Raw genomic sequence first — 25206 nt, 5'->3', positions numbered from 1 at the left:
CGAGTGACTTTACCGCTGCACCATGAATCCCACGGCATCCCGTCCAAGCTCCGGCTCTTCACCTCGGAGTCTGTTACGGAAGGGCACCCGGACAAGATCTGCGACCAGATCAGCGATGCCATCCTCGATGCGCTCCTGGCTGCAGACCCCGAGTCGCGCGTGGCTGTTGAAACCATGGCCACCACCGGCTTGGTGCACGTAGCCGGCGAAGTCACCACTGATGCGTATGTCGAAATTCCGCAGATCGTCCGCGAGACTATCCTCGGCATCGGTTATGACTCGTCCGCCAACGGCTTCGACGGCGCCCGTTGCGGCGTGTCTGTCTCCATCGGACAGCAGTCCAACGACATCGCCGGCGGTGTCTTCAATTCGCTCGAAGCCCGCGAAGGGCGCCAGGAGGACGACTACGACCTCCAGGGCGCCGGTGACCAGGGCATCATGTTCGGCTACGCGAGCGATGAGACTCCGTCCTACATGCCGACGCCGATTTGGCTCGCCCATCGGCTCTCCGAGCGTCTCACCGAAGTCCGCAAGAGCGGCGAACTGGCCTACTTGCGCCCTGACGGCAAGACCCAGGTCACGGTCGGGTACGACCGCGACCGTCCGGTTTCCGTTGAAACGGTGGTCATCTCCAGCCAGCACGCCGAAGGGACCCACCTCGATCGCCTGCGTGCCGATCTCGCCTCCCACGTGATCGAGCCCGTCCTGGCCGTGTCCAACCTGGACATCTCCCACGTCGCGAACATCCTGAACCCGGCCGGTGCCTTCGTCATCGGCGGTCCCGTCGGCGACGCCGGGCTGACAGGCCGAAAGATCATCGTTGACACGTACGGCGGCATGGCCCGCCACGGCGGCGGTGCCTTCTCGGGCAAGGATCCGTCGAAGGTGGACCGTTCGGCGGCCTACGCGATGCGCTGGGTAGCGAAGAACGTCGTAGCGGCAGGTTTGGCCAAGCGGGCCGAAATCCAGATCGCCTACGCGATCGGCCAGGCGCGTCCGGTGGGCACCTACGTGGAAACCTTTGGCACCGAGACTGTTGACCCGGCCAAGATCAGCGAAGCGATTGCGGAGATCTTCGACCTCCGTCCGCGCGCCATCATCGACGCCCTCGACCTCAAGCGCCCCATCTACGCAAAGACCGCGGCGCATGGCCACTTCGGCCGCGACGAGCCGGATTTCACGTGGGAACGATTGGACCGCGTGGACGAATTGAAGGAATTCTTCAACGCCTGACTTGGCTGCTCCAGCCAGGGCCGGAATTGTCGGTGGTGCCTGCTTGGATTGCCCCAAGGCATCCGGCACTCCAGGGAGGTGGCAAGCATGAGCGATGGTTCACTGCTTCCGTTTGCCATGGCGTCGTCTTCGCCATCCCATCAGCCGTCCTTGTTGCAAGGGTTCCCTTCGCGGGGGACCGACGTCGGGGGACCACCGCTCGCGGCGAGCGATCCCGTGGCACGGGTCCTGATCGAATCGTCCTTGCCGCACCTCGACAGGCCTTTCGACTACAGCGTCCCGGCCGAGTTGGATGGAACGGCTCTGGCAGGCGTCCGGGTCAAAGTCCGCTTCAGCGGTCAGGAACTCAACGGCTATGTCTTGGAGCGCATGGAATCGTCGGAGGCCGGACATGCCCTGACTCCGCTCCTCAAGGTGGTTTCAGCCGTTCCGGTTCTGACTCCGGCGTTGCTGGAGCTTGCCTCCAGCGTCGCGGCCCGCTACGCCGGGACGCTCAGCGATGTCCTCCGCACCGCCATTCCGCCCCGCGTCGCGCGCCTGGAGAAGCAGTTCCTCTCCGGCGAATCCCTCTTGGAGGAGCCAGGGGAAGGCAGCGAGGAGCGCAGCGGGTCCATACAGGGCTCCGCTACGCGGGCGCAAGCGGCGTGGGCTTCCTACGCCAACGGGGCGCCTTACCTGCAACACCTCGCCGGGGGTGGCTCACCCCGTGCCGTCTTGACTGCGACACAGGGCTTTGGAGCCGCCGGCTGGCCCGAGCTTGTGGCGTCTGCGGTGGCGGCAGTCCGCTCCTCAGGGCGGGGCGCCGTCGTCGTCGTCCCCGACTACCGTGATCTCGACCGCATGGAGGCGGCGCTGCGCGCTGTCCTGCCACCAGGAGACCTCGCGCGGTTGACGGCGGACGACGGCCAGACACCGCGGTACCGGAGCTACCTTCGGCTCCTCAGCGGCGCCGCGAAGGTGGCAGTGGGCACCCGCTCCGCTGCGTACGCTCCGGTGCAGGACCTGGGGCTGGTGGTGTGCTGGGACGACGGCGACGACCTCCACATTGACCAGCGCGCCCCTTACGCCCACACCCGGGAAATCCTGCTCTTGCGTTCCGAACAGGAATCAGCGGCGTGCCTCATGGCCGCGCATAGCCGCAGCACAGAGCTTCAGCGGCTTGTCCAAGGGGGCTGGGCTGTGCCCGTGGAAGCTCCCCGGCAAGTGGTCCGGGCCAGGACGCCACGGGTGCTCAATACGGCTGACAGCTTCGAGCAGGAACGCGATCCCCTGGCGAAGATCGCACGATTGCCCGGCGCCGCTTGGCGGGCCGCCAAAGAGGGACTGGAACGCGGACCCGTCCTGGTGCAGGTGGCCCGGGCCGGCTACGCCCCGTCCCTTGTCTGCGAGGATTGCCGCGAAACCGCCAGGTGCAACAACTGCCAGGGACCCCTCGCGATCGCCGGTCAATCGGCTCTTCCGCAGTGCCGCTGGTGCTCCACCCCGGCCCCGGAATGGCGGTGCCGGCATTGCGGCGGAGGCCGACTCCGCAGGGGGGCGGCCGGTGTGCTGAGGACCGCGGAAGAACTGGGCAGGGCTTTTCCAGGCAAGGCCGTGGTGACGTCTTCGGGGGACCAGGTCAAAGCCACGGTATCCGATGCCCGTGCCCTCGTGGTCGCGACTGTGGGCGCTGAACCGGTAGCCAGCGGGGGCTACGCGGCGGCGCTGCTCCTGGATGGCAATTCGCTCCTGCGCAGGGAAAACCTGCGCGCCGGTGAGGACACCGTACGGCGATGGTTCAACGCGGCGGCCCTCGTACGGCCCGCGAACGAAGGCGGACTCGTAGTCATCACTGCCGACGACACCACCGCGACGGGCGCGTTGTTGCGCTGGGACCCTGCGGGATATGCCTCCCGCGAGCTGGCACTCCGGCAGGAACTCCAGTTGCCGCCAGCAGTCCGGATCGCCTCAGTGACAGGCAAGCGGGCCGACGTCGTGCACTTCACCGAAAGCCTGGCCGAAACTATCCAGCTGCGCACCGCGGGCCCCGCACCGGTCTCCCTCACGCTGTCTGCGCAGCGTGCGGTAGAACAGGAACGCGATCCGGACGTCCGGACACTGATCTTCATTCCCTATGCACAGGCGGTGGAGGCTACGCGTTCCATGCGGGCCGTCAAAGCCTCCAGCGCGGCGAAGCGCACCTCGGGACCCGTGCAACTGCGCCTTGACGGCGTCGACTTCCTCTAGCGTCGCTTGGGGCTGCGCATCGCAACGATCTCTTCGGCCACGGCCAGCAGTTGGCGGGCCGACTCGTCCCAATTGAAATCAGCCGCGCGTTCCACGGAACGGCGTGAGCGCGCCTGCCACAATTCCGTATCTTCAAGGGCCTTGACTGCTGCAGCAAATTCGCCCGGCGATTCGGAATGCACGTAGCTCACGGCGTCCCCGCCGACCTCACGGAAGATGGGGGTGTCACTGGCGACCACGGGAGTGCCAAGTGCCATCGCCTCGACCAGGGGCAGCCCGTAGCCTTCTGCCTTGGACAGGCTGACGAGGGCGGTAGCCCGGAGCAGGAGGGAATCGTATTCGGCATCCGTGACGCCGTTGTGGAACTCGACCTTCGCGCCCGGCGGGACCAAGGCCTCCAGCTCTGCCCGGCGCTGGGGGGTGATCCGGCTGAGCAGATGCAGGGTGAATCCGGGCAATTCGGCCATTCCCTGGATCATGGTCTCTACATTTTTGTAGGGCATGAACGAGCCCATGTAGAGCAGGGACTTCTCGGCGCCGGCTGCGGGATCGCGTGGCGCCTGGCCTGGCTGAGGTGCGTTGCCCACGATCCGGACCGGGCGGCGGGTCAAGTTGAACTCCGAGATGAGCGACTCAGTGGTGTGGCTGATGGTGGCAACGATGTCGGCCCGGTTGAGAAGCAAACGCTGCGGCCAGTAGGCCTTGTGGTAAAGCCGCCAGAGCAACCGCACCGGTGCGGGCAGAAAGCCCGGAGGGGCCGGGTGCTCATAGTAGATGAGGTCGTGCAGGGTCAGGACCAGTCCGTACTTGCGGCCCCAGGTACCCATGGTCTGCATCGGGCAAACCACGACGTTGGCCTCGAGCTTGTTGACTTCGCGCGCCACGAACAGTTCACGGGGGGACAGCGGGCTGCTGATGTGGACGTAGGGGACATCCGGGAGCAGCGCCAACTGACGCTTGTCGCTGATGAGCATGGTGACGTCCGCGATCTTGGATGTCGCCGCTATGAGGCTTGATCCGTAGCGGCTGATCCCGTCATGATGGTCCGTGCGGGTGAAGCGGGCATCTATGACGATCTTCACGCGGGGTGTTCCTCCAGGAAGCTGCGGATGGCGGCGGCGGCCGGAGCCGGCGTCTCGTAGTGGATCAAATGCCCGACGTCGGGAATCACTTCCAGCGCCCCGTCCGGCAGCAGCTCCAAGAGCTTGTGCTGGTCCCGGAGCAGGGCGATCTCGTCTTTCTCGCCGGCCACCAACAACACGGGAAGGTCCAATTGCGCGGCGACCTCGGCCACATGGCTGGACACCGAAGCCCGGAAAGACTCCAGGAGGCTCGCACGGTCGGCGAACGCCGAGAAGTACGCATCGTGCTGGCCATGAACGAAGGCCCGCAGTTCTTTGTCCCGGGTCTTGGCCATCGCGGCGCTCATGACCCGGACAATGAGGCGGCTGCGCAGGACGGCGAGCCCCAGCCGGCGCGGGAGCTTGGCGGAGACCTGGTAGTAGAGGACTGCCAGCTTGGTCATGAGGCCTTTGGGACCCTCAAGCGCGGGAGCGGCGATGGGATTGACCAGGATCAGCGGACGGATGGCTCCCGGATTCGCGGCGGCGAAATGGCTGGCAACAATGGATCCGAAGGAGTGCCCGAGGAGAACCGTGTCCGCTCCAAGACCCACGGCGGCCATGAAACCGGTGATGAACTTCCCATAGCGTTCCACGGTGTGGGGGTCTCCGGCGAAAGGCTCCGAGCTGCCAAAGCCGGGAAGGTCGGGCATGATGACACGCATTTCCGGCAAGTGGTCTACGACGCGGAGCAGGCCGTGGTGATCGCCGCGGAAACCGTGGATGACCAGTATGGTCCGGGTATCCGCGGTCACCGTGACCGGTTCGTAGCACCAATAGGCGACGTTGCTGCCGTCGAGGTCGATGTCCGAGGCACTCGTCCGGGCGGCCAAGGCCTTGCTGAAGAACTCCCGTGGGGAGGTTGGTGCGGGTTCGGGGGAGTGGTTGGTGTCCACTTGTTCCATTCGGCAGGTCCTAGTTGACGTTGTCCGGGTGTGACCCGGTGCGGTGGTGGCGTTCGAGGGCGGCCAAGCCATCCATGTCATCGGCGTCCAGCTCGAAGCCGAAGACATCGAAGTTCTCCTGGATGCGTGCCGCTGTGCTCGCTTTCGGGATGACGATATTTCCCAGTTGGAGGTGCCAGCGGATGATGATTTGCGCAGGTGTCTTCCCATATTTGTCCGCGAGGGCCCGAACTGCCGGATCCTGAAGGACCTGGCCGCGGCCCAAGGGGCTCCACGCTTCCGTGCGGATGCGCAACTGCTCGTGGAGAGTGCGGAGCCGGGTCTGCTGCAACCAAGGGTGCAGTTCAATCTGGTTCACCGCCGGAACCACTTCGGCTTTTTGCATGAGCGCATCGAGATGGTCCGGCTGGAAGTTGGAGACGCCGATCGCACGCACCCGGCCTTCGCGGTACAGGGTTTCCATTGCCCGGTAGCTTTCCTGGAACAAACCGCGCCCTGCGCAGGGCCAGTGGATCAGGTACAGATCGACGTAGTCGAGGCCGAGATTGGCCATCGAGGAATCGAAGGCGCGGAGCGTGGAGTCGTAGCCCTGGTCGTCGTTCCAGAGCTTCGTGGTGACAAAGACGTCTTCGCGGGAGAGTCCGTGGGTTCCTTCCCCGGAGCCTCCTGTGTTGCTGTCCACTCCGGGCGGGGGAATGACCGCACTGCCGATGCCCCGGCCGACCCCGGTTTCGTTGCCATACATGGCGGCTGTATCGAAGTGCCTGTAGCCGGCGCCCAGCGCAGTGGCGACCAAAGACGTGGCGTCCGCCGGCGGCACCTTGTAAAGCCCGAACCCCAACTGGTCAATCAAGACACCGTTGTTGAGACTGAGCCTAGGCGAGGGTTTCATAGCCAAGACTCTACCTACCTCGATGCCGGGAATGTTTCAGGGTCCTTCAATTATTCAGGAAGGGCTGCCGAAACTGACCAGGCGCTTCGCCGTTGCCTCGTCCAGGATCAGATCTGTGGCCAGCCTCGCTTGCAGAGCTCCGCGCAGCCCGTTGATCTTGGATGCACCCGAGACGACGCAGATGCGGCGGCGGACCTGCCTTAGTTGCTCGTGGCTTGGGCCGGTGGACCGCTCGTTGAGGGTAATGCCGTCGGAAGAGCCGTCGGCGCGGAAGAAGACGGTGGCAACATCGCCCACGACGTCCGAGCTGGCAAGCAGAGACAGGTCCGTTTCGTCGAGGTAGCCGCCGGCGTAGACGTGGCTGGGATAGTCCGAATGCACCGAACCGACACCGAAGATGGCGATGCTCATCCTGGCTTGGAGATCGAGCACGCGCTGGACGCTGCGCTCATTCCACATGGCGGTCTTCGTGGAAGCATGGTCGAAGAAAGCGGGTACAGGGAACTGTTCCACCCGAGCACCATAGGCGATGCCGAAACGGCGCATGATGTCGCTCGCGTAGGTGATGCCGGTCGTCTGCATGTTGCCGGCGCCGTTGAGCTGCACGATAGTGCTGCCGTGCGTGATCTTGCGCGTCAGGTGCCTGCTGACCGCGCTGATGGTGGCACCCCAGGCCACTCCGATAATGGCGTTGGAATCGACCAGGGGACCAATGGTCCGTGCGGCCTGGGTCGCCACCCGGTCAAGGGTTTCCGCCTCGTTCAAGGTGTCCAGGACGGGCACCACATGCACATCGACGCCGTATTCGTTGCGGATCATACGCTCCAGTTCAGGGGCGGAATCCAGTGGACTGCGGATCTGGATCTGGACCAGTCCCGACTCACGGGCCGAGGACAGCAGCCGCGAGACGGTTGAACGCGAGGTCCGAAGTTCGCGGGCGATGGCGTCCATGGTGAGGTCCTGCAGGTAGTACATCTGTGCTGCCCGGAGGGCCTCTGAATGTCGTGAGCGTGGCATCTCAATTCCGTTCTGCACGTTTGTGCAAGTAGCTTGATTTCATTTTCCATTCTTTCGAAGAATAGTTGTGCAAGGTGCGACGTCAAGTGATGCAGCGCACACACCAAAGCCCAAGGGAGCAGTTTTGGGATACACCAGCAATTCCGGTTCCGCAGCAGGATCACCACGTCGGACCTCGGTTTCGGCACTTCGCGAACGGCCGCAAGCCCAGGTGCTGATCATCGGAGGCGGCATCAACGGCGTCGGCACCTTCCGTGATTTGGCACTGCAGGGCGTGGATGTCGCACTCGTAGAACGCGGCGATTACTGCCAGGGCGCCAGCGGAGCCTCATCCCACATGATCCACGGCGGCATCCGCTACCTCGAGAACGGGGAATTCCGCCTCGTCCAGGAATCCGTGGTCGAGCGCAACCGGCTTTTGAAGATCGCTCCCCATTACGTCAAGCCCCTGCAGACAACCATCCCCATCTTCAGCACCTTCTCCGGGATACTTTCCGCCCCCACACGCTTCCTCACGCACAAGCAAGGCAAGCCGAAGGAACGCGGCGCCTTCCTCATCAAACTCGGATTGAGCATGTACGACTTCTTCTCGCGCGACGGCGGCAGCGTCCCCCGCCATCAGTTCCATGGCAAGGAGAAGGCCTTGGCTGAGCTGCCGCGATTGCACCCCGGCATCAAATACGCAGCCACCTACTTTGACGCGTCCGTGCACAACCCGGAGCGACTCACCCTCGATGTGCTGCAGGACGGCGAAAAGGCCGGGATTGGGAGCGGTTTGCCGGGCGGCAGCGCCCGTGCCAGCAACTACGTCTCCCTTCTCTCGACGGACGCCGAATCAGCCGGTACAGCCGGCACTGTTTTGCTGCGCGATGAACTCACGGGCGAGGAATTCAGCTTCCAGGCCGACGTGATCGTCAACACCACCGGCGCCTGGGTCGACCTCACTAATGAGGCAATGGGTGCCGCGAGCCGCTTCATGGGAGGAACCAAGGGTTCCCACATTGTCCTGGACCATCCGGAATTGCTCGCAGCATGCGGCGGCCGCGAGATCTTCTTCGAACACACGGACGGGCGGATCGTACTGATCTACCCGATGGGCGACCGCGTTCTGGTGGGCACCACCGACGTCGAGGCCGACATGGCCCAGGATGCCGTGTGCACCGAAGCCGAGATTGACTACTTCTTCGACCTCGTCGGGCACGTCTTCCCCTCCATCAAGGTTGAGCGAACCCATATCGTCTACAGCTTCGCCGGCGTCCGGCCGCTTCCGCGCCACGACGACACCCAGCCCGGCTTCGTATCCCGCGACTACCGGATCGAGAGAAGCGAGCGGAAAGCCTTCGGTGCTGCGGCCGCTCAAGGCGGCAAGGCCGCCGTCGTACTTTCATTGATCGGCGGAAAGTGGACCACTTTCCGGGCCCTCGCCGAACACCTGAGCAACGAGGTTCTGCGCGAGTTGGGCATGGAGCGGAAGACCTCGACGGCGAAGCTCGCCATCGGAGGCGGCCTGGGTTTCCCGGACAGCGAAGACGGAATCCAGGACTGGGTCAAGAAGCACATGGCTCCCGGTCTCGGTGCCGACAGGGTCAGCGGCCTGCTCACCCGCTACGGCACCCGCGCCGAGGACGTCATCGCCTACCTCAAGGCGGGCGAGGACCGGAAACTGCGCTCCACGAACGAGCTCAGCGTCCGGGAGCTCGAATTCATGGCGGTCAACGAACAGATCGGGCACCTCGTGGATGTCCTCATCCGCCGCACCTCGCTGGCCTTCCGGGGGCTCGTGACCGGGGAGCTCCTGAACGAAATTGCCGAAGTCCTCGCCACGCAGCTTGGTTGGGATTCAGCGAAGCGTGGAGTGGAAATCCAGCACGCACAGGAGGTGCTTCTACGTTTTCATGGCGTGACTGTTCACAGCCTCGTCGCATGAACGTAATGTACGTCACATCAGCTTGATTGTTCCGGCCAAGAAGCCTGGACACAAGGGTTGCGGTTCTCCGCTCCGCAAGGGAGAACCGCAACCGGGACGGCGCTAACGGACGCCGACCCAACGGCCCCCACAAAACCTGCAGGGCTGACAACAGAAGAAAATGAGGAGTCAAAGATGTCTCTCGGAATTGTTTTCCTTTCCGAAGTGTTCGGAACCGGAATGCTTACCCTGCTTGGCTGTGGCGTTGTTGCAAACGTCGCGCTCAAAGGCACGAAGGGTAACAGCGGCGGGTTCCTGATGGTGAATTTTGGCTGGGGCATCGCAGTATTTGCCGGCGTATACGTAGCGGCTATGTCCGGTGCGCACCTGAATCCGGCGGTCACGCTTGGTCTCCTGGTTGACGGCAAGGCCGAGTTCGCCCCCGGGGTGGCCGTGAGTGCGGCATCCACGTTCACCTACTTCGGTGGAGAACTGCTCGGCGCCTTCCTGGGCGCTGTCTTCGCCTGGCTCGCCCACAAGCAGCACTTCGACGCCGAGCCATTGGCAGCCAGCAAACTCGCCGTATTCTCCACGGGACCGGCCATCCGCTCGTACCCCTGGAACCTCGTTACGGAAATCATCGCCACGTTTGTGCTGGTCTTCGTGATCCTGACCTTCGGCGGCACTCCCTCCGGCCTGGGCCCGCTCGCGGTGGCATTGCTCGTCGTCGGCATCGGCGCCTCCCTTGGCGGCCCGACGGGCTACGCGATCAACCCCGCCCGTGACCTCGGTCCGCGTATCGCCCACGCTATTCTGCCGATCAAGGGCAAGGGCTCCAGCGACTGGGCCTACTCCTGGGTTCCGATCCTCGGCCCGCTCCTGGGCGGGACCATCGCCGGACTCGTCGCCCACTCCATACCGATCATGGCAACCGTCGCCAAGTAGCAAACCGCTCAGCACCTATCCAGCATCCACACCAAAGCAAGCAGACAAGGACGTCAAAATGTCGCAATACGTCATCGCCATTGACCAGGGAACCACCAGCTCGCGTGCCATCGTGTTCGATCACTCAGGCAACATTGTCTCCACCGGCCAGATGGAGCACGAGCAAATTTTTCCCCAGGCAGGTTGGGTAGAGCACAACCCAGTGGAGATCTGGGACAACGTCAGGGAGGTCGTCGGCTCTGCGTTGTCCAAGGCCAACCTGACCCGGCACGACATCGCTGCCGTCGGCATCACCAACCAACGCGAAACCGCCGTTGTGTGGGACAAGAACACGGGCGAGCCCATCTACAACGCGATCGTCTGGCAGGACACGCGCACCCAGTCCATCGTGGACGAACTGGGCCAGGACGGCGGCCCCGAGCGCTTCAAGCAAAAGGTCGGCCTGCCCTTGGCGACCTACTTCTCCGGCACCAAGATCAAGTGGATCCTGGACAACGTCGAAGGTGCGCGGGCCAAGGCTGAAGCCGGGGACCTCATCTTCGGCAACACCGACTGCTGGGTCCTGTGGAATCTGACAGGCGGTGTGGACGGCGGCGTACACGCCACGGACGTCACCAACGCCTCGCGCACCATGTTCATGGACCTCGACACCTTGCAATGGGACCAGGAAATTCTGGACGCGTTCGGCGTGCCGCTGTCGATGATGCCCGCCATCAAGTCCTCCTCCGAGGTCTACGGCACGGTCCACACCTCGCAGCTGCTGCGCGAAGTGCCCGTCGCGGGCATCCTGGGCGACCAGCAGGCGGCAACCTTCGGCCAGGCGGCGTTCCAGGCGGGCGAAGCCAAGAACACCTACGGCACCGGCTGCTTCCTGATCTTCAACACGGGCGAAGAAATCGTCCACTCGAAGAACGGCCTGCTGACCACGCTCGGCTACAAGCTGGGTGACGCCAAACCGCACTACGCACTGGAAGGTTCCATCGCTGTCACGGGCTCACTGATCCAGTGGCTCCGCGACAACCTCGGCCTGATCAGCTCCGCTCCCGAAGTGGAGACGCTTGCGGCCGGCGTCGAGGACAACGGTGGCGTCTACATCGTCCCCGCGTTCTCGGGCCTGTTTGCCCCGTACTGGCGCGCAGACGCCCGCGGTGCCATCGTTGGCCTGACCCGTTTTGCCAACAAGGGCCACATCGCCCGCGCGGCCCTGGAAGCCACCGCCTTCCAGACGCGCGAAGTGCTCGACGCCGTCAACGCGGACTCGGGCGTTCCGCTGACCGAGTTGAAGGTCGACGGCGGCATGGTCGCCAATGAGGCGCTTATGCAGTTCCAGGCCGACATCCTGGGCGTGCCCGTTGTCCGTCCGAAGGTCGTGGAAACCACGGCCCTCGGCGCCGCCTACGCGGCCGGACTCGCCGTCGGCTTCTGGAAGGACCTCGGCGAGCTCAGCTCGAACTGGGGCGAAGACAAGCGCTGGGAGCCACAGCTTCCGGCCGAAGAGCAGGAGCGGCAGATGCGGCTGTGGAAGAAGGCAGTGACCAAGTCCATGGATTGGGTGGACGACGACGTTAAGTAGGCCTCACTTCGGTTGAGGGAGACTTTCGCCCTGCCGCCGAGTTAGTTCTGCTCGCCCCGAAAAGGGGCCGCCTCACCTGTTTCGATGGGGCGGCCCCTGCCCCGCCCGCTTTGCGGTGCCCACCACACCCGGGCGAGGGGCCACCCCCTCGAAACGCGGGTCACTCACCGCGCGCGAACGGCGACTTTCCCTCAAACTCCCACCCACTCGCAGTGCCCTGTTGCGTGTTTTATACAAACACGCAACAGGGGCGGTAAGGTGGCTTTATGCGTGCGATCCTTCTGCTTAGCTAGCCGCCCGGTATACGTCGATCTAGACCATCGCGAACCGAGCGGCCGCCCCTCCTTGCCGAGGGGCTTTTGTGTGTCCGGGACCTTCCGGGGCCCGGAGCAGGAGGCAAAACCGTCATGGAAGAACAGAAGAGGGCAGCAGTGAGCGTTCAGCCGGAGACAGAAACCGGAGCACAGTCAACAGTGGCAGGCGAGACGCCCGAGGAGGGTGTCTACAGCTTCGCCTCGATGGAGGCCAAGTGGCCGCAGGTCTGGGAAGACCTCAAAGTCTTCACTCCTGTCGACGACGGCTCCCGCGAGCGGCGCTATGTCCTGGACATGTTCCCCTACCCTTCGGGCGACCTCCACATGGGCCACGCCGAGGCTTTCGCAATGGGCGACGTTGTGGCGCGGTACCTCCGCCAGAAGGGTTTCGACGTCCTGCACCCCATCGGCTGGGACTCCTTCGGCCTGCCTGCCGAGAATGCCGCCATTAAGCGCAACGCCCACCCCAGCGAGTGGACGTACGCCAACATCGATACGCAGGCCGCATCGTTCAAGCGTTATGCGATCTCTGCCGATTGGTCCCGCCGGCTGCACACTTCGGACCCGGAGTACTACCGCTGGACACAGTGGCTGTTCAAGCGCTTCTACGAGCGCGGCCTGGCCTACCGCAAGGATTCCCCGGTCAACTGGTGCCCGAAGGACCTGACCGTCCTCGCGAACGAACAGGTAGTCAACGGCGCGTGCGAACGCTGCGGGACCCCTGTCACGAAAAAGTCCCTGAACCAGTGGTACTTCAAGATCACCGATTACGCCGACCGTTTGCTCGACGACATGTCCGAGCTCCAGGGACACTGGCCCGAGCGCGTCCTGGCGATGCAGCGCAACTGGATCGGCCGCTCCGAGGGCGCACACGTCCGCTTCGCGATCGAAGCCACCGACGGCCGCGCCGAGCGCGAAGTCACGGTCTTCACCACCCGCCCGGACACCTTGTACGGGGCAACGTTCTTCGTTGTCGCCGCGGATGCGCACCTGGCGCTGGACCTGGTCACGCCCGAACAGCACGACGCACTCATGGCCTACCGCGAAAAGGTCAAGGCCCTGTCGGACATCGAGCGCCAGTCCACTGAGCGCGAGAAGACCGGCGTGTTCACGGGCCGCTACGCCGTCAACCCGCTCAACGGCGAAAAACTGCCTGTCTGGGCAGCCGACTACGTGCTCGCCGACTACGGCACGGGCGCCATCATGGCAGTGCCCGCACACGACCAGCGCGACCTCGACTTCGCCCGCGCGTTTGACCTGCCGGTGCGTCCGGTCCTGAACACCGGCGGGGAAGACCCGGCGGAAACCGGCATCGCGACCGCCGGCGAGGGCACCCTGATGAACTCCGGCGAACTGGACGGTTTGTCCAAGGCCGATGCCATCCCCGCAGCTATCGACATCCTCGAGAAGCTGGGCACAGGGGAGAAGTTCGTCAACTTCCGCCTGCGCGACTGGCTCCTGAGCCGCCAGCGTTTCTGGGGTACTCCGATCCCCATCATCCACTGCGCCGAATGCGGCGAGGTGCCGGTACCGGACGATCAACTGCCCGTCACGCTGCCAGAAAACCTGCGCGGCGAAGCGCTGTCGCCGAGGGGCACGTCTCCTCTCGCCGCAGCACTGGAATGGGTCAACGTCGAGTGCCCGAATTGCGGACGGGCCGCCCAGCGCGACACGGACACGATGGACACGTTCGTGGACTCGTCCTGGTACTTCCTGCGATTCGTTTCCCCGCACTACACCGAGGGACCGTTCGATCCTGCCAAGATCAACGACTGGATGCCGGTCGGCCAGTACGTGGGTGGCGTCGAGCACGCCATCCTGCACTTGCTGTACGCCCGCTTCTTCACCAAGGTCATCCACGACATGGGCCTCCTCGCCGCGGACGAACCCTTCAGCGCCCTGCTCAACCAGGGGCAGGTCCTCAACGGCGGCAAGGCCATGAGCAAGTCCCTCGGCAACGGTGTGGACCTCGGCGAGCAACTGGACAAGTTCGGCGTCGATGCCGTCCGCTTGACCATGGTCTTTGCTTCCCCGCCCGAGGACGACGTTGACTGGGCAGATGTCTCGCCGTCCGGTTCCGCAAAGTTCCTTGCCCGCGCCTGGCGCCTTGGCCAGGACGTCGCAAGCGAGCCCGGCGTCGATGTCTCTACGGGTGACCGTGCGCTGCGCACAGTCACCCACAGGACCATCGCCGACGCCGCTGAGCTGTTGGACAACAACAAGTTCAACGTCGTGGTGGCCAAGCTGATGGAACTGGTCAACGCGACCCGTAAAACCATCGACTCCGGTGCCGGTGGAGCGGACCCCGCCGTCCGGGAAGCCGCCGAAGCCGTGGCTATCATCCTGAGCCTCTTCGCGCCATACACGGCCGAGGACCTGTGGAACCAGTTGGGCCACCCGGCCTCCGTCGCGAACGCCGGCTGGCCCTCCCACGATGCCTCGCTTCTTGTCCAGGACACCGTGACGGCTGTCGTGCAGGTCCAGGGCAAGGTCCGTGACCGTTTGGACGTCTCGCCGGACATCAGCGAGGACGACCTGCGGGAGCTCGCCCTCGCCAGCGAAAACGTGCAACGGGCACTCGATGGCCGCGGCATCCGCACGGTGATCGTTCGCGCACCTAAACTGGTGAACATCGTCCCGGTATAGCCGGGAAACGGCCGCCGGCGCTTGCCGGCGGCCGGCCACCAGTTCCAGGAGGCTCCCTTGACGGACCGCGAACCACCCGCTTGGTTGTGGCTCAAGGAACGTTTGGCCCGCCTTCGCCAGTCCACGACGCCGGGACGCGCCGGAACTGAGCCGGCGCCCGTCGTCGTGCGAACCGCCGTCGTCACCGACTCGGCTGCCGCACTCCCGGCCGAATGGGTCAAGGCGTTCGTTGCCGACGGCCGCCTCGCCGTCGTGCCGATGCCCGTCCTGGTGGGCGAAGAGATCTACGGCGAGGGGGAAGACGACATCACCCAGACCCTCGCGTTGGCCCTGGCGGCGGGATCGTCCGTGAAGACTTCACGTCCTTCACCCGGGCAATTCGAACAGGCCTATCTCGCCGCCCGGGACCGCGGCTTCGAAGCCGTCGTCTCCATCCACATTTCCGCAGGGCTGTCCGGCACCACCGATGCCGCCCGGATGGCCGCGCAACGCGTCTCCATCCCCGTCGAAGTCATTGACTCCCGCACCGTGGGAATGGCGCAAGGCATGGGCGTCCAAAGCGCGCTGGTTGCCGCCGCGGACGGCCGCTCAGCAGCCGAAGTCCGTCGCTTTGCCGAGGAGCGATTGGGCCGCACCAAGGTCTACTTCTACGTGCCGAGCCTCGAGCAGCTCCGGCGCGGCGGACGAATCGGCACTGCTGCGTCGTGGCTCGGGACGATGCTGTCCATCAAGCCGATCCTGGCGGTCCACGACGGCAAGATCGTACCGCTCGAGAAGGTGCGCTCGGCTGCCAAGGCCGTTGCCCGGCTTGAAGAAATCGTTGCCGCCGACGTCAATTCCCGGCCTGTAGGACAGTCGCGGCTTGCCGTGCATCACTTTGGAAACCTGGCAGAGGCAGAGCGGCTCGCGGCCCGTCTTGGGGAGAAATGCCTCGGTTGCCCGCCTGCCCAGATCAGCGCCCTGCCCGCCGTGCTGGCGGCCCACGCCGGGCTCGGCGTTTTGGCGGTCGTCGTCGGGGAAAGCAGTACCCCGGGCGCCACGACGCCCCCTGAGTGACAGTGGGCAGCTACCACGAATCAGGCGAACACGATGCGGAGCCACCCGTAGCCGCGGGCTTCGCGGGCATACGCCCTGAACGACGGCCTCATTACTGTCGTACCCTCCTGGCAGAGTGTTTCCATGGAAGCGATCGGATACTTCGACACCCGGCGGGGCCTTGCGTCCCGGGGGCTTTTCGGAGTGTCCGGTCCTCGTGGTCCACGCGCCCGTGGTCCGCGCCTGGCCGCCGTTCCAGGTCAGCCTCCGGGCCCCCTGGTCTCCGTAGATGCGGGCGATCGGGGCGGCCGGCTGGCCGTTTTGGACGGGGCCGTGGCGGCAGTGCGGGAGCTGGCCGAAAGAGCGGCCGACGACGTCGGGTTCACCGGTTTCCGGGAGGCCGTTGCGTTCGCGTCCGGGGTCGAGGAGCTCGCCCGGACCCTGGATTATCTTCAGATACTCGCCGCGGCCGGGCTGGACAGGGCCAGGAACGAAGAACCCGCCACCCGGCAGGGCTGGACAACGGGCTGGGGCGCCGATGCCGATACGGCCCCCGGCACGGGCGGGGCCACCGCAGGCGAGGCGGACGCGCACGGCGGTGCCTCCGCCGCCGGGGAGTTCAGGTCCACGGCCGAGCACCTGCGTTCGTTGCTGCGGATCAGTGCCGCCGACGCCAGGCACCGGCTCGCCCTGGCGGGCGAGCTGCTGCCGGGCCGGAGCCTCAGCGGAGAAGCGGTTCCTGCCCGGCGCGAAGAAACCGCCGCGGCGCTGGCCTCCGGGGTGATCGGGTCCCGCTCGGCCGGGATCATCACGATGGCCGTGGCGAAGGTGCGCCCGCTCTGCAGCCCGGAAAAGGCCGCGGAAATGGAACACACCCTGGCCCGCACCGCGGAGGAAAACGACCAGGACTTCCTGGCCAGGGTGGCCCGGCGCTGGGTCGAGGCGATCGACCAGGACGGACCGGAACCGTCCGAAGAATCCCTCCGCCACCACCAAGGAGCGTTCCTGCGCCGCCCCAAGCACGGCCTGGAGCACGTGGAGATCTTCGCCACCGCCGAGCAATACGAACACCTGCTCACGGTCATGAACGCCGCCACCAACCCCCGCACCCGCACACCCCAAGGCGCGGCAGCCCAGGGCACGGTTCAGGCCTTCACGGAAGCCTCCGGCGGGTCGACCGGCGATGCCTGCGCCGATTCCTCCGCCTCCGCCGATTCCTGCCGTGAGGCACCGGAGAGTGCCGAGGCGCTGGACCGGCGTTCGAGGGCGCAGAAGCTCCTGGACGGCCTGGTCGGCGCCTGCCGTCTTGCCCTGGCCACAGGATCCCTGCCCGCCACGGGAGGCCACCGCCCGCAGATCCTGGCCACGATCGACCACCGCGACCTCTTCCCCCAGGAACACGGCGACCTCTTCCCCCAGAACCACCGGGATCCGCAGCCCGGACAAGCCCCAGGGGCCGGACAAGCTTCAGAGGCAGGGCGAGCCCCGCAGCCCGGACGGCCCGCCCTGTTCGACCGGTCCCGGCGGGGCGGCGGCAGCGGGTCCTTCACGTTCACCGGGCCCGTCCCGGCAGCCACCTTGCGCAAACTCGCCTGCGACGCCGACATCATCCCCGTGGTCCTGGGCGGCGAGGGCAAGGTCCTGGACATCGGCCGGGCCTCCAGGATCTTCCCGCCGCAGATCCGCAAAGCCATCACGGCGCGGGACAAGGGCTGCGCGTTCCCCGGATGCACCATGCCGGCACCGTGGTGCGAGGCCCACCACATCGAGTACTGGTCCCGCGGCGGACCCACCAGCACCGCGAACGGGACAACTTGTCAATATGTCCCCTGGAACCTGGCGGAATCAGCAGACTCATCTTAACGACCTGATCGCACCGTTTCGAGGATGCCGGGAAGGGCCAAGTCGTCGGGACACAGCCGGAGCGGAAATGAGTCAAGCGCGCCGGAGAGGGAATAGGGTAGACGAGTGTATAACTCATTCACTGCGCGGAATTTCCGAGGCTTCCGGGAAGCCCATCTTCCTGAGCTCGCTCAAGTCAACCTGATAACTGGTCTCAACGACGCCGGGAAGACGAGCCTACTCGAAGCACTTTTCCTTCACGCTAGCGGACCGTTTGCTGCCGGGAACTACCTTCAGGTCCTCACCGCCGGCAGGGGACAGGGCCTGGGGCTGGAAACCTCTGGTGCTACGAGCCCCTGGCGGGATATCTTCCGGAACTTCGAAGATTCGGAGCCTGTCGAACTTTCCGCTCGGACCGGCAAAGGCGACCTGTCGGTGCAGATTATTGCGGATCGAGACACATCGGAGGGGTCGGTTTCCCTTGCGACGCTGCGAGGAGAGTCAAAGAATGCTTGGTCAGCTGGCGTAATTGTGCGAACCAAAGTCGGCAACGAAGATGTGACTGATCATCGACAGTCGATAAATGTGGAAAGCTCGGGGGGACCAATTGGGAACGTCGCTTCATCTATAAACATTGCACTTCATTTGGAACCGCCGGCGGGTGAACCCTTCTCAAAAGCTGCCATTGTGGTAGGAAATCTTGGTCCTGACTTAGCACAGGGCTACTCTGAATTGCGCCGCGGCAAGACCTCGTTGGATCTCTTGGGTAGTTTGCGGGAGATTGACCCACGCATTTCGAATTTGGAGGTTTTGGTACAAAACGGCCGTCCTCAGCTTCACGCTGACATAGACGGGACTCTTGTGCCGTTCGAACTGTTGGGCGAAGGAGTGACGGCCGTCGCCAAGTACCTACTGTCTATGGCCAACTGTCGTGATGGGTTGCTTCTCATTGATGAGGTCGGTGCAGGGGTGCATCACTCCGTACTCCCGAAACTCTGGTGGGTGTTGTGGCGCGCGGCTCAGCGACTTAACGTCCAGATAGTGGCGACGACTCACAGCGCTGAGTGTGTGCGAGCGGCTGAAGGCGTCCTATCGAAGTTGAACCACGCCCTCATCGTCCATCGCCTACGCAGGGCGGGAGAAGAAGAGGCTACCAAGGTTATTAGTTACGGAGACGAAAAGCTGCGTACCGCGTTGAAAATGAATGTTGAACTCCGGTGACGGTAGAAATCACGAGGAGTGGCCAGTCCCCTTCCCCAATGTTTGAACGACCGCTTCTGTTACTTGTTGAAGGCGGTGACGATTCTGCTTTTGCCAAGAAAGTGATCGCCTCCATTTCTAATGAGTCTTCCTCGTCCTGGCAGATTCATGAAATGGGAGGAAACGTGACAGATTGGCGAAGTGAGTTGGAGGTTATTCTTTCCCTGGATGACTTTGACGAGGTAGGTAGGGCCATCGGGCTGATCATGGACGCAGACGCGGATCACTCGATTTCGTTCCAGCGCTGTAGGGATATCCTTCAAAGGAACGGGCTGCCGACGCCTAGGGACCCGGAGGAGATTGCAGTTGACGACCGATGGCGAACGGGTGTTTATCTGATGCCAGGTCAGGGGAGGGTGGGCGCCTTGGAGCAGTTGGTTCTGGACGCCTTGGAGACGGCACGGGTGGATCTGGCGGATCAGTATCTGCATGAGGTGCAGACCCTCAGGGGTTCCTCCTTCAAGAATAAATCAAAGAGTCTTGTTCAGGCCTATTTGGCCGGTGAACAAGCCGTCGTGAAGACACTGAAAAACGCCATTGAGAAGGGGTTGATGGCTGACCCGTCCCACGACTCTCTAGCCGCATTCCGTAGTTTCGTAATGTCGCTCAGCACGAGTAACGGAAACGAGGGCACGGCGGCGTAGCCGACGTGGCTTCACTTGAAATAGCAACATAACTCGGTTGGCCTCAATCTCGACCCCCCAAGGCAAGGACGACCTTCGGTGGCAAGTGACGCAGCGCCCGGAGGACGCTCAGCGTCCGAGGACGAACGGTCGCGCGGCAGGTAGTGACAGCCGTGTAATTCGTGTGGCAAGATGGGCTCATTGCAGGACCCGGCAGAACCAACTCAGGGCCGGAACAGATACTTAGCAGGTGGCCTTCCTGAGGGGTCGAGCAGCGTGGCAGGCCCGCGTCCAGAAAACGCTCACGGTTAAACGACAGAGTTGGGCCCTCCGGAGCGAGACCGGATGCTGAGGCCCCCTGTCGAATACCAATCTTGTTTTTGCTCTGTCAGTGGACCTTGGCGATTCCTTGTCGGTTTCGTTCTCTTGGGGTCCCATGTCCACTTCTGCTGTCAACACTTCACTCGGCCGGCTCATCGCTGCCGATGCCGGCTGGTTCTTCTCGCTCTATCCGGACGCCGGCGAGGGCGGAGGCGGGTTCCGCTCGTCGTACCAGCCCAACCGCGCGTTCGTTGCCAAAGGCGCCGCCGCCGATCCTGAGCGTGCTGCTGCCGAAGCCGGTCGACGTGCGGGGTCCAAACTACGCCGCTACTGCGCCGCGAACCGTCTGAACAGGCTGGGAACGCTGACCTATGCCGGCTCTTCACGGTTCGTGGGGAAATGGATCCCTGGGATGAGCGTCATGCCGCCGTCCGAACGGCACTTCTCAAGAGAATAACCGACTTGTAATTGGCCGGGTTGCGGTAACCGCGGGCGGTGCGTTTGATGTTCTTTATGGCGGTGTTGTTGGCTTCAACCTTGCCCGTCGTGGCACCGGTAATGATCAGCACCTCGATCTCTTTCCACCACCGGCAGACGGTGCGGTAGAGCCTGTTCGTCTCCGGTCGTCCGGCTGCCTTGACCAGTTCCTCAAGTTCGTTCTTCGCCGTCGCGGCGTCCTCCAGGGAGCCGGTGCGCAGCAAGACCCGCAGCTGTTCCTTGACCTTCCAGACCGCCTGGAGCGTGCCGGTCGGATCGTCGGCAGCGAACACTTCTGCTAGCCGGTGGGCGGCCTTCTCCGTGAGGGTATTGCCAGCGCGCAGGAGAAGCATCCGGTGCGCCCAGGCCTTGTCGACGGCCCTTCCGCGGCGGCCCTTGACCTGTTGGGACAGGTTCTGCCGTGTCTCGGTCACGGCCTGGTTGGCCAGGGAGATCAGGTGGAAGTGATCGACCGCGACAGCGGTCCGGGGAAGCCACATCCGCAGCGCCTTTCGGAACGCGGCCGAGGGGTCGATCGCCACGACCTGCACGGCCAGACGCCATGCCAGAGGCCGGGCGAAGAGCCACTCCCCGACGCCCCTGTGGTCCCGGCCGTCCAGGACGCCCAGCACCTGGCCGCTGTCCAGATCCACGATCGTGGTCATCCACGGCTCGAACCGTGTCCAGGCCTTGGATTCGGGGTCCTGGAAGTAGCGCACGGACCGGAACCGGTGCTCATCGATACCCAGCATTCTTGGACTCAGCTGATCCACATCCGGAAGGGTGAGAAAGCAGGCTTCATTGAGCGCGACACGGACCATCCACCAAGACACCGCGAACGCGGCAGCAGTCTCCGAGACGGCCCGGCCCGAACGGATGACCGCACCCACGAGCTGGTCCCGGAGCCGGCCGGTAGAGCGGGCACGCCGCGGGACCTGGGCGGTGGACTCAAAGAACGAGAGCCTCTCGCACGCCGGTTCTTCGCAATACCAGCGGTACTTGGACCAGAGGACCTCCACCGGGCCGGCGACAGGAATGTCCCGGATCCGCTGGAAGCGTCGTTCCTTCCGCCGCGACGCAACCACCCCGCACGTGGGGCAGCCCGGCGGCTGGTCGGTTTCGACAATGACCCTCCGGCCGCCATCGGGGCTCACTCCGGTGGAAATGACACGGTAATCGGGCAGGTTGAAGATGTTGGTGGCAGCCTCAGCTGCGACCCCGGTAGGCTCGTTCAAGGCTCGTGGTCCTGTTCCAGGTTGAATGCTTAGACACACTCATCCCAGCAGGGCCACGGGCCCCCTTGTCTTCAACGACACGAACTCATTTCCCCACCAACCACGAAGAGCCCCTATGCCGGTATCGGCTGCCATGATCCACAGGAATTACGTTCCCATCTGGGCGCATTTTTCAGGGATCTCCGGTCGGGCTTGGGCGGTGCTCCGTTGCCGTATGCGTGGGTTCCGGAGTGGCACAAGACCGATCATGGGCTTCACGCTCATTTCGCCGTCGGGCGATACATTCACCGGCGACTGATCAAGGCAGCCTGGGGCCGCGGGCATGTCCATATCAAGTTGTTGGGTGACTTGCCGGTCGGGTCGGGGGCGTTGTCCGAGGCACGCAAGGCAGCCGGGTATCTGTCGAAGTACGTCTCGAAGACTTTCGCGGATCCGGGGTCGCAGGTGTTCGGGCTTCACCGGTATGACGTGGCCCAAGGCTTTCAGCCGGTCAAGCTAGCACTCAGCGGTCACTCCCCGAGTGATGTTCTGGCGCAGGCTTCCGAATACTTGAACGGACCTCCGGTGACTCAGTGGTCGTCGGCCTCGGTTGAGGATTGGGCCGGGGCTCCTGCGATCTGGGCGCAGTGGGGTGCATGATGCTGGATGAGGGGGTGCTTGCCGCGTGGGTGGAGGCCAGTTGCGCCGCTCAGGGTGTTCCGGTCCGTGTGACCGATCCCGGTGTTCTCGCCCGGGTTGGCGTGCTCATGGGTGCTGCGCCCGGAACGGACGGACGCGGCAGCGGCCGGAGTACCGCCGCGGCGTCATAGCTGCCAAACGGGCTGAATCCGTGCCGGGTCCAGCGATCGTGCTCCCGGTGTTCCCGGCAGAATGGTCGCGTAGTCCAGGACGGCTTTGATGATCGCGGCTTGCCGGTCGAGGTTCAGCGTCTCCCATGTGTCCTTCAGCTGCCCCCCGGTGCCGATCAACCCGTCGAGTGCCGTGGAGTTCGATGCCAGGGCCAGCTGCCGTTCGGTGGCCTTGATTCTGGCCTCGACGGGTCCGCGGGCGGCTTTCCACTCGGCGGATGAAATTTCCTTGGCCGCCCACAGCTCGGACAGTTATCTCATCTGGTTCCGGTCCGTCTCCAACGCCGCCAGCAGAGTGCTTTGCCGCCCGTCCGCTGCACGGCGCCCGGCCAACGCATCCGACATCTCCACAGTGTCTAGACGCAGAAGGACCGCAGCGCACAGGAACTCTTCCATCGGGCCGGCGACAATGGCTATGCCTCCGCAACCTCCGTGGTCCGGACCGGAAAGGCAGACGTACCGGCGCGTGTCGACGCGGACAGCGGAAAACAGCTTGTTTCCGCATTTACCGCAACGCAGCAGACCCGACAACACGTAGCGGCGCGGCGCGCGGGTGTTCGTCCGTTTCTTGGTTTCGAAGTGGCCAAGAATCTGCTGCCTCTGCTCCGGCGTGATGATGCCTGGCCATTGAGCCTCGGCCACTACGACTCCTTTGTGTTCCCGCAGCCCTGCGATGCGCGCCGACTTCAACGTGGTGTTCAGCGTCATCGTCTGCCACGAGCCGCCAGCCGTGGTCTGCACGCCTTCGTCATTGAGCCAGACACAGATCGAACGCGAGGATTCCCCGGCCAGGAACCGCGCGACAGCCTGGCGCAGAATCTCAGCCTCGGACTCGTTCACCGTCATGCGGTCCTGCTCATATCCGAACGGGCGACGGTGCCCGCCGTTGGGTAATCCCTGCTCAGCCAGCTGCCGTGCTTTACGTTGGAGGCGCTGGGACTTCCGGCCGGATTCCTTGGAGGCGATGGCTGCCAGGATCCGGGCCATGAACAAGCCGTCATCGTTACCGAGGTCAATGTCCGCCGTCACCGACTTCACCTGCGTCACCCCGGCCTGCTCACACAACCGGCGGAACTCCTCCAACTCAATCGGTTGCCGGGTCAGCCGGTCCATGTTGTAAACAATCACCGCGTCGCGGTGTCCCTCCGCAAGATCGGAAAGCATCCGCTGGTACTGCGGTCTAGGCTTCCCCTTGAAGGCGCTGACGTCGTTGTCGACATATTCATCGCCGACCGTCCAGCCGTGATCGGCGGCGAGCTTGCGGCAGTCCTCCAGCTGGCGCGTCACGCCCAAAGCCTCCCCCGACTGGTCTGAAGAGATGCGGGCGTAGATCGCGGCCGACCGGGGAGTTTTCATGGGGTCAGACTAACAAATGGTGACCAACGGGACGCTGCTGTGCAGCCACCACCACCACCTGATCCACAAGGAAGACTGGCACGTCCAGGTCCAGGCAGGCGTGCCCTGGTTCATCCCGCCACCCCACACCGACCCGCACCGGAAACCCCGGAGGAACCACTACTTCCAAATATGAGTTCGGAGTGGGTCGTGTTCCGCGGCCACTGATCCTCCACAGGCATTCTGCGGCGGCCCTGTCCACATAGCGCCGTTCCGGGCTGCTGCTGCGGGTTCGGACGTTCTAGGCTCGTGGATATGCCACGCAGGAATCGAGCCTCACCCGCGGACGATGCTGCGAGTGCCGCCCGGCTTCGATTCGCTGTTCGCCTTGCCCCACCGTCGGGGCGGGAGGCCGTCGCGCAGTCGAGCCGCGACAACGCAACGGAACCTTTGCTTCCAGCGCAGGCCTTGATGACTTCCGGCTCGGGAATGGCCGATGCGGGGGAGAAGTCAGGCACCGAGCACCTGTACGAAGAGGCAGGATCTCCATCGCGGCTTCGGTGGCGCACGCCATGGCGCGTGGCCGTCTTGTTGGCTGTGCCTTGTTTGCTGCTGGTGCTTTGGTTCTTCTGGCAGTCCTGGTCCGGGCAGCCGACGATGGAGCCGCTCATCCGAAGTTCACATACGAGAGCACCTGCAGAGGCGGGCGCGGGAAGTAGCAAAGGTGGTGCCAACAAGGCCCCGGAACCACACGATGGATCCCAGCTGCTTACGGTCCATGTTGCCGGCGCCGTGAAGAGTCCCGGGATCGTCAGGGTGCCCTCCGGTGCGCGCGTGTTTGACGCAATCGCTGCTGCCGGTGGTGCGGATCCTGCAGCCGAGCTGAATAGCCTTAACCTTGCCGCGGTGGTGCAGGACGCCGCGAAGATCCACGTTCCACGGACCGGGGAGGCGGTTCCTCCACCAAGCCAGGGCGCTGCTGGCGGGACGGTTGCCGGCGGACCTCCTACCGCCGGCAGCACAGGCGCAGGGACTTCTGCCGGCGGCAAGCTCAATCTCAATACCGCGACAGTTGAAGAACTCGATGCCCTGCCAAAGGTCGGTCCTGTCCTGGCAAAGCGCATCGTCGAATGGCGCGAGCAGCACGGTCCGTTCGCGTCGGTGGAGGACCTCGATGCAGTGGATGGTGTCGGTCCCAAGATGATGGAGACCTTGCTGCCCTTGGTGACGGTTTAAGGTCGTGGAGTCAATGTGAGCCCGGGCCGCGTGGATCTTCGGCTGGCCCCCTCTGCCATTCTCACGTGGGCTGTTTCCCTTTCGGGCGCCCATCTACCTTCGCTGTGGACGGGAGTCGTTTGTGTGGCTTTGCTCCTCGCCGCATGTCTTCTCCTCACGGTCCGAGTAGTGGCCCCTCGAAGCGGGAGGACCTTACCTGCCACTCTGGCGATGGCG

General features: G+C 64.2%; 20 protein-coding genes and 1 pseudogene. 15 read left to right on the top strand and 6 right to left on the bottom strand.

Translation table 11 applies throughout. The features are described 5' to 3' along the window. The first annotated feature begins 3 nt into the window (after positions 1 to 3). Positions 4 to 1233, top strand: a complete 1230-nt coding sequence (gene metK / locus ACSKT0_RS12310) for a methionine adenosyltransferase (RefSeq protein ID WP_234754218.1) — start codon at positions 4 to 6, stop codon at positions 1231 to 1233. An 87-nt stretch (positions 1234 to 1320) separates the two neighbouring features. After that, on the top strand, positions 1321 to 3459 hold the full coding sequence (locus ACSKT0_RS12305) for a primosomal protein N' (protein ID WP_437770075.1): 2139 nt from the start codon (positions 1321 to 1323) through the stop codon (positions 3457 to 3459). On the opposite strand, the gene ACSKT0_RS12300 is transcribed toward ACSKT0_RS12305, so the two are convergent. The 4 genes from ACSKT0_RS12300 to ACSKT0_RS12285 are packed head-to-tail and all read right to left on the bottom strand — an operon-like array spanning position 3456 to position 7394. Further along, a complete protein-coding gene (locus tag ACSKT0_RS12300; protein ID WP_437770074.1) occupies positions 3456 to 4541 on the bottom strand; it encodes a glycosyltransferase family 4 protein in 1086 nt (361 codons plus the stop codon). The genes ACSKT0_RS12305 and ACSKT0_RS12300 overlap by 4 nt on opposite strands. Next, a complete protein-coding gene (locus ACSKT0_RS12295; protein WP_437770073.1) occupies positions 4538 to 5485 on the bottom strand; it encodes an alpha/beta fold hydrolase in 948 nt (315 codons plus the stop codon). Before ACSKT0_RS12295 ends, ACSKT0_RS12300 begins: the two co-directional genes overlap by 4 nt. Positions 5486 to 5495: 10 nt before the next feature. Next, a complete protein-coding gene (locus ACSKT0_RS12290) occupies positions 5496 to 6377 on the bottom strand; it encodes an aldo/keto reductase (protein WP_437770072.1) in 882 nt (293 codons plus the stop codon). 54 nt (positions 6378 to 6431) lie between these two features. Next, complete coding sequence (locus ACSKT0_RS12285; protein ID WP_437770071.1) at positions 6432 to 7394, bottom strand: sugar-binding transcriptional regulator; 963 nt, start codon at positions 7392 to 7394, stop codon at positions 6432 to 6434. 124 nt (positions 7395 to 7518) lie between these two features. Between ACSKT0_RS12285 and ACSKT0_RS12280 the strand changes: the two genes are divergently transcribed. The 9 genes from ACSKT0_RS12280 to ACSKT0_RS12240 all read left to right on the top strand — a co-directional run bounded on the left by ACSKT0_RS12280 (position 7519) and on the right by ACSKT0_RS12240 (position 20316). Continuing rightward, the gene (locus ACSKT0_RS12280; protein WP_437770070.1) at positions 7519 to 9321 is read left to right on the top strand and encodes a glycerol-3-phosphate dehydrogenase/oxidase; all 1803 of its coding nucleotides are present in this window, start codon (positions 7519 to 7521) and stop codon (positions 9319 to 9321) included. A 174-nt stretch (positions 9322 to 9495) separates the two neighbouring features. Beyond that, positions 9496 to 10245 carry an MIP/aquaporin family protein gene (locus tag ACSKT0_RS12275; protein WP_345450587.1) on the top strand — a complete coding sequence of 250 codons (750 nt, stop codon included), beginning with the start codon at positions 9496 to 9498 and terminating at the stop codon, positions 10243 to 10245. A gap of 58 nt (positions 10246 to 10303) precedes the next feature. After that, positions 10304 to 11818 (top strand): glycerol kinase GlpK, encoded by a 1515-nt coding sequence (glpK, locus tag ACSKT0_RS12270; protein ID WP_437770069.1) that lies wholly within the window; start codon positions 10304 to 10306, stop codon positions 11816 to 11818. A 431-nt stretch (positions 11819 to 12249) separates the two neighbouring features. Then, on the top strand, positions 12250 to 14778 hold the full coding sequence (gene leuS, locus ACSKT0_RS12265) for a leucine--tRNA ligase (protein ID WP_437774019.1): 2529 nt from the start codon (positions 12250 to 12252) through the stop codon (positions 14776 to 14778). Positions 14779 to 14835: 57 nt separating this feature from the next. Beyond that, positions 14836 to 15834: a DegV family protein gene (locus ACSKT0_RS12260; RefSeq protein ID WP_437770068.1), complete on the top strand. Its 999-nt coding sequence runs from the start codon at positions 14836 to 14838 to the stop codon at positions 15832 to 15834. A 123-nt stretch (positions 15835 to 15957) separates the two neighbouring features. Continuing rightward, positions 15958 to 17676 carry a DUF222 domain-containing protein gene (locus ACSKT0_RS12255; protein ID WP_437770067.1) on the top strand — a complete coding sequence of 573 codons (1719 nt, stop codon included), beginning with the start codon at positions 15958 to 15960 and terminating at the stop codon, positions 17674 to 17676. 105 nt (positions 17677 to 17781) lie between these two features. Further along, positions 17782 to 18876 carry an AAA family ATPase gene (locus ACSKT0_RS12250; protein ID WP_437770066.1) on the top strand — a complete coding sequence of 365 codons (1095 nt, stop codon included), beginning with the start codon at positions 17782 to 17784 and terminating at the stop codon, positions 18874 to 18876. A gap of 38 nt (positions 18877 to 18914) precedes the next feature. Beyond that, positions 18915 to 19559, top strand: coding sequence for a DUF3226 domain-containing protein (locus ACSKT0_RS12245; RefSeq protein ID WP_437770065.1), 645 nt, complete (start codon positions 18915 to 18917; stop codon positions 19557 to 19559). A gap of 415 nt (positions 19560 to 19974) precedes the next feature. Beyond that, entirely contained in the window at positions 19975 to 20316 is a 342-nt protein-coding gene (locus tag ACSKT0_RS12240) for a hypothetical protein (RefSeq protein WP_437770064.1), read from the top strand. Here the strand turns inward: ACSKT0_RS12240 and ACSKT0_RS12235 are convergent. After that, entirely contained in the window at positions 20279 to 21571 is a 1293-nt protein-coding gene (locus ACSKT0_RS12235) for an ISL3 family transposase (RefSeq protein ID WP_437770063.1), read from the bottom strand. The two genes, ACSKT0_RS12240 and ACSKT0_RS12235, sit on opposite strands and share 38 nt — an antisense overlap. A gap of 192 nt (positions 21572 to 21763) precedes the next feature. Here ACSKT0_RS12235 and ACSKT0_RS12230 point away from each other — a divergent pair, with 192 nt between their 5' ends. Together ACSKT0_RS12230 and ACSKT0_RS12225 are read left to right on the top strand one after the other, a co-directional pair. Next, entirely contained in the window at positions 21764 to 22210 is a 447-nt protein-coding gene (locus ACSKT0_RS12230) for a rolling circle replication-associated protein (protein WP_437770062.1), read from the top strand. Continuing rightward, on the top strand, positions 22207 to 22380 hold the full coding sequence (locus ACSKT0_RS12225) for a hypothetical protein (protein ID WP_437770061.1): 174 nt from the start codon (positions 22207 to 22209) through the stop codon (positions 22378 to 22380). The genes ACSKT0_RS12230 and ACSKT0_RS12225 overlap by 4 nt, the downstream gene beginning before the upstream one ends. 291 nt (positions 22381 to 22671) lie before the next feature. Here ACSKT0_RS12225 and ACSKT0_RS12220 read toward each other — a convergent pair whose 3' ends face one another. Then, complete coding sequence (locus ACSKT0_RS12220; RefSeq protein WP_437770060.1) at positions 22672 to 23775, bottom strand: recombinase family protein; 1104 nt, start codon at positions 23773 to 23775, stop codon at positions 22672 to 22674. 25 nt (positions 23776 to 23800) lie between these two features. Here ACSKT0_RS12220 and ACSKT0_RS12215 point away from each other — a divergent pair. Both ACSKT0_RS12215 and ACSKT0_RS12210 read left to right on the top strand, forming a co-directional pair. Then, a pseudogene (locus tag ACSKT0_RS12215) lies at positions 23801 to 23950 on the top strand (DUF222 domain-containing protein); the annotation flags it as partial. A 119-nt stretch (positions 23951 to 24069) separates the two neighbouring features. Continuing rightward, positions 24070 to 24990 carry a helix-hairpin-helix domain-containing protein gene (locus tag ACSKT0_RS12210; protein ID WP_437770059.1) on the top strand — a complete coding sequence of 307 codons (921 nt, stop codon included), beginning with the start codon at positions 24070 to 24072 and terminating at the stop codon, positions 24988 to 24990. Positions 24991 to 25206 lie beyond the last annotated feature (216 nt).

Source organism: Arthrobacter sp. KNU40, assembly GCF_051515115.1.
Taxonomy (GTDB): Bacteria; Actinomycetota; Actinomycetes; order Actinomycetales; family Micrococcaceae; genus Arthrobacter.
The sequence above is the reverse complement of the archived record's forward strand: the minus strand, read 5'-3'. Positions and strand labels throughout refer to the sequence as shown.

Excerpts from the sequence above, each read along its gene's own strand:
- ACSKT0_RS12305 (WP_437770075.1), top strand. The coding sequence starts at position 1,321 with ATGAGCGATGGTTCACTGCTTCCGTTTGCCATGGCGTCGTCTTCGCCA.
- ACSKT0_RS12285 (WP_437770071.1), bottom strand. The coding sequence starts at position 7,394 with ATGCCACGCTCACGACATTCAGAGGCCCTCCGGGCAGCACAGATGTAC.
- ACSKT0_RS12290 (WP_437770072.1), bottom strand. The coding sequence starts at position 6,377 with ATGAAACCCTCGCCTAGGCTCAGTCTCAACAACGGTGTCTTGATTGAC.
- ACSKT0_RS12220 (WP_437770060.1), bottom strand. The coding sequence starts at position 23,775 with ATGAAAACTCCCCGGTCGGCCGCGATCTACGCCCGCATCTCTTCAGAC.
- ACSKT0_RS12275 (WP_345450587.1), top strand. The coding sequence starts at position 9,496 with ATGTCTCTCGGAATTGTTTTCCTTTCCGAAGTGTTCGGAACCGGAATG.
- ACSKT0_RS12255 (WP_437770067.1), top strand. The coding sequence starts at position 15,958 with ATGGAAGCGATCGGATACTTCGACACCCGGCGGGGCCTTGCGTCCCGG.
- ACSKT0_RS12240 (WP_437770064.1), top strand. The coding sequence starts at position 19,975 with ATGTCCACTTCTGCTGTCAACACTTCACTCGGCCGGCTCATCGCTGCC.
- ACSKT0_RS12225 (WP_437770061.1), top strand. The coding sequence starts at position 22,207 with ATGATGCTGGATGAGGGGGTGCTTGCCGCGTGGGTGGAGGCCAGTTGC.
- glpK (WP_437770069.1), top strand. The coding sequence starts at position 10,304 with ATGTCGCAATACGTCATCGCCATTGACCAGGGAACCACCAGCTCGCGT.
- ACSKT0_RS12295 (WP_437770073.1), bottom strand. The coding sequence starts at position 5,485 with ATGGAACAAGTGGACACCAACCACTCCCCCGAACCCGCACCAACCTCC.
- ACSKT0_RS12245 (WP_437770065.1), top strand. The coding sequence starts at position 18,915 with ATGTTTGAACGACCGCTTCTGTTACTTGTTGAAGGCGGTGACGATTCT.
- ACSKT0_RS12210 (WP_437770059.1), top strand. The coding sequence starts at position 24,070 with ATGCCACGCAGGAATCGAGCCTCACCCGCGGACGATGCTGCGAGTGCC.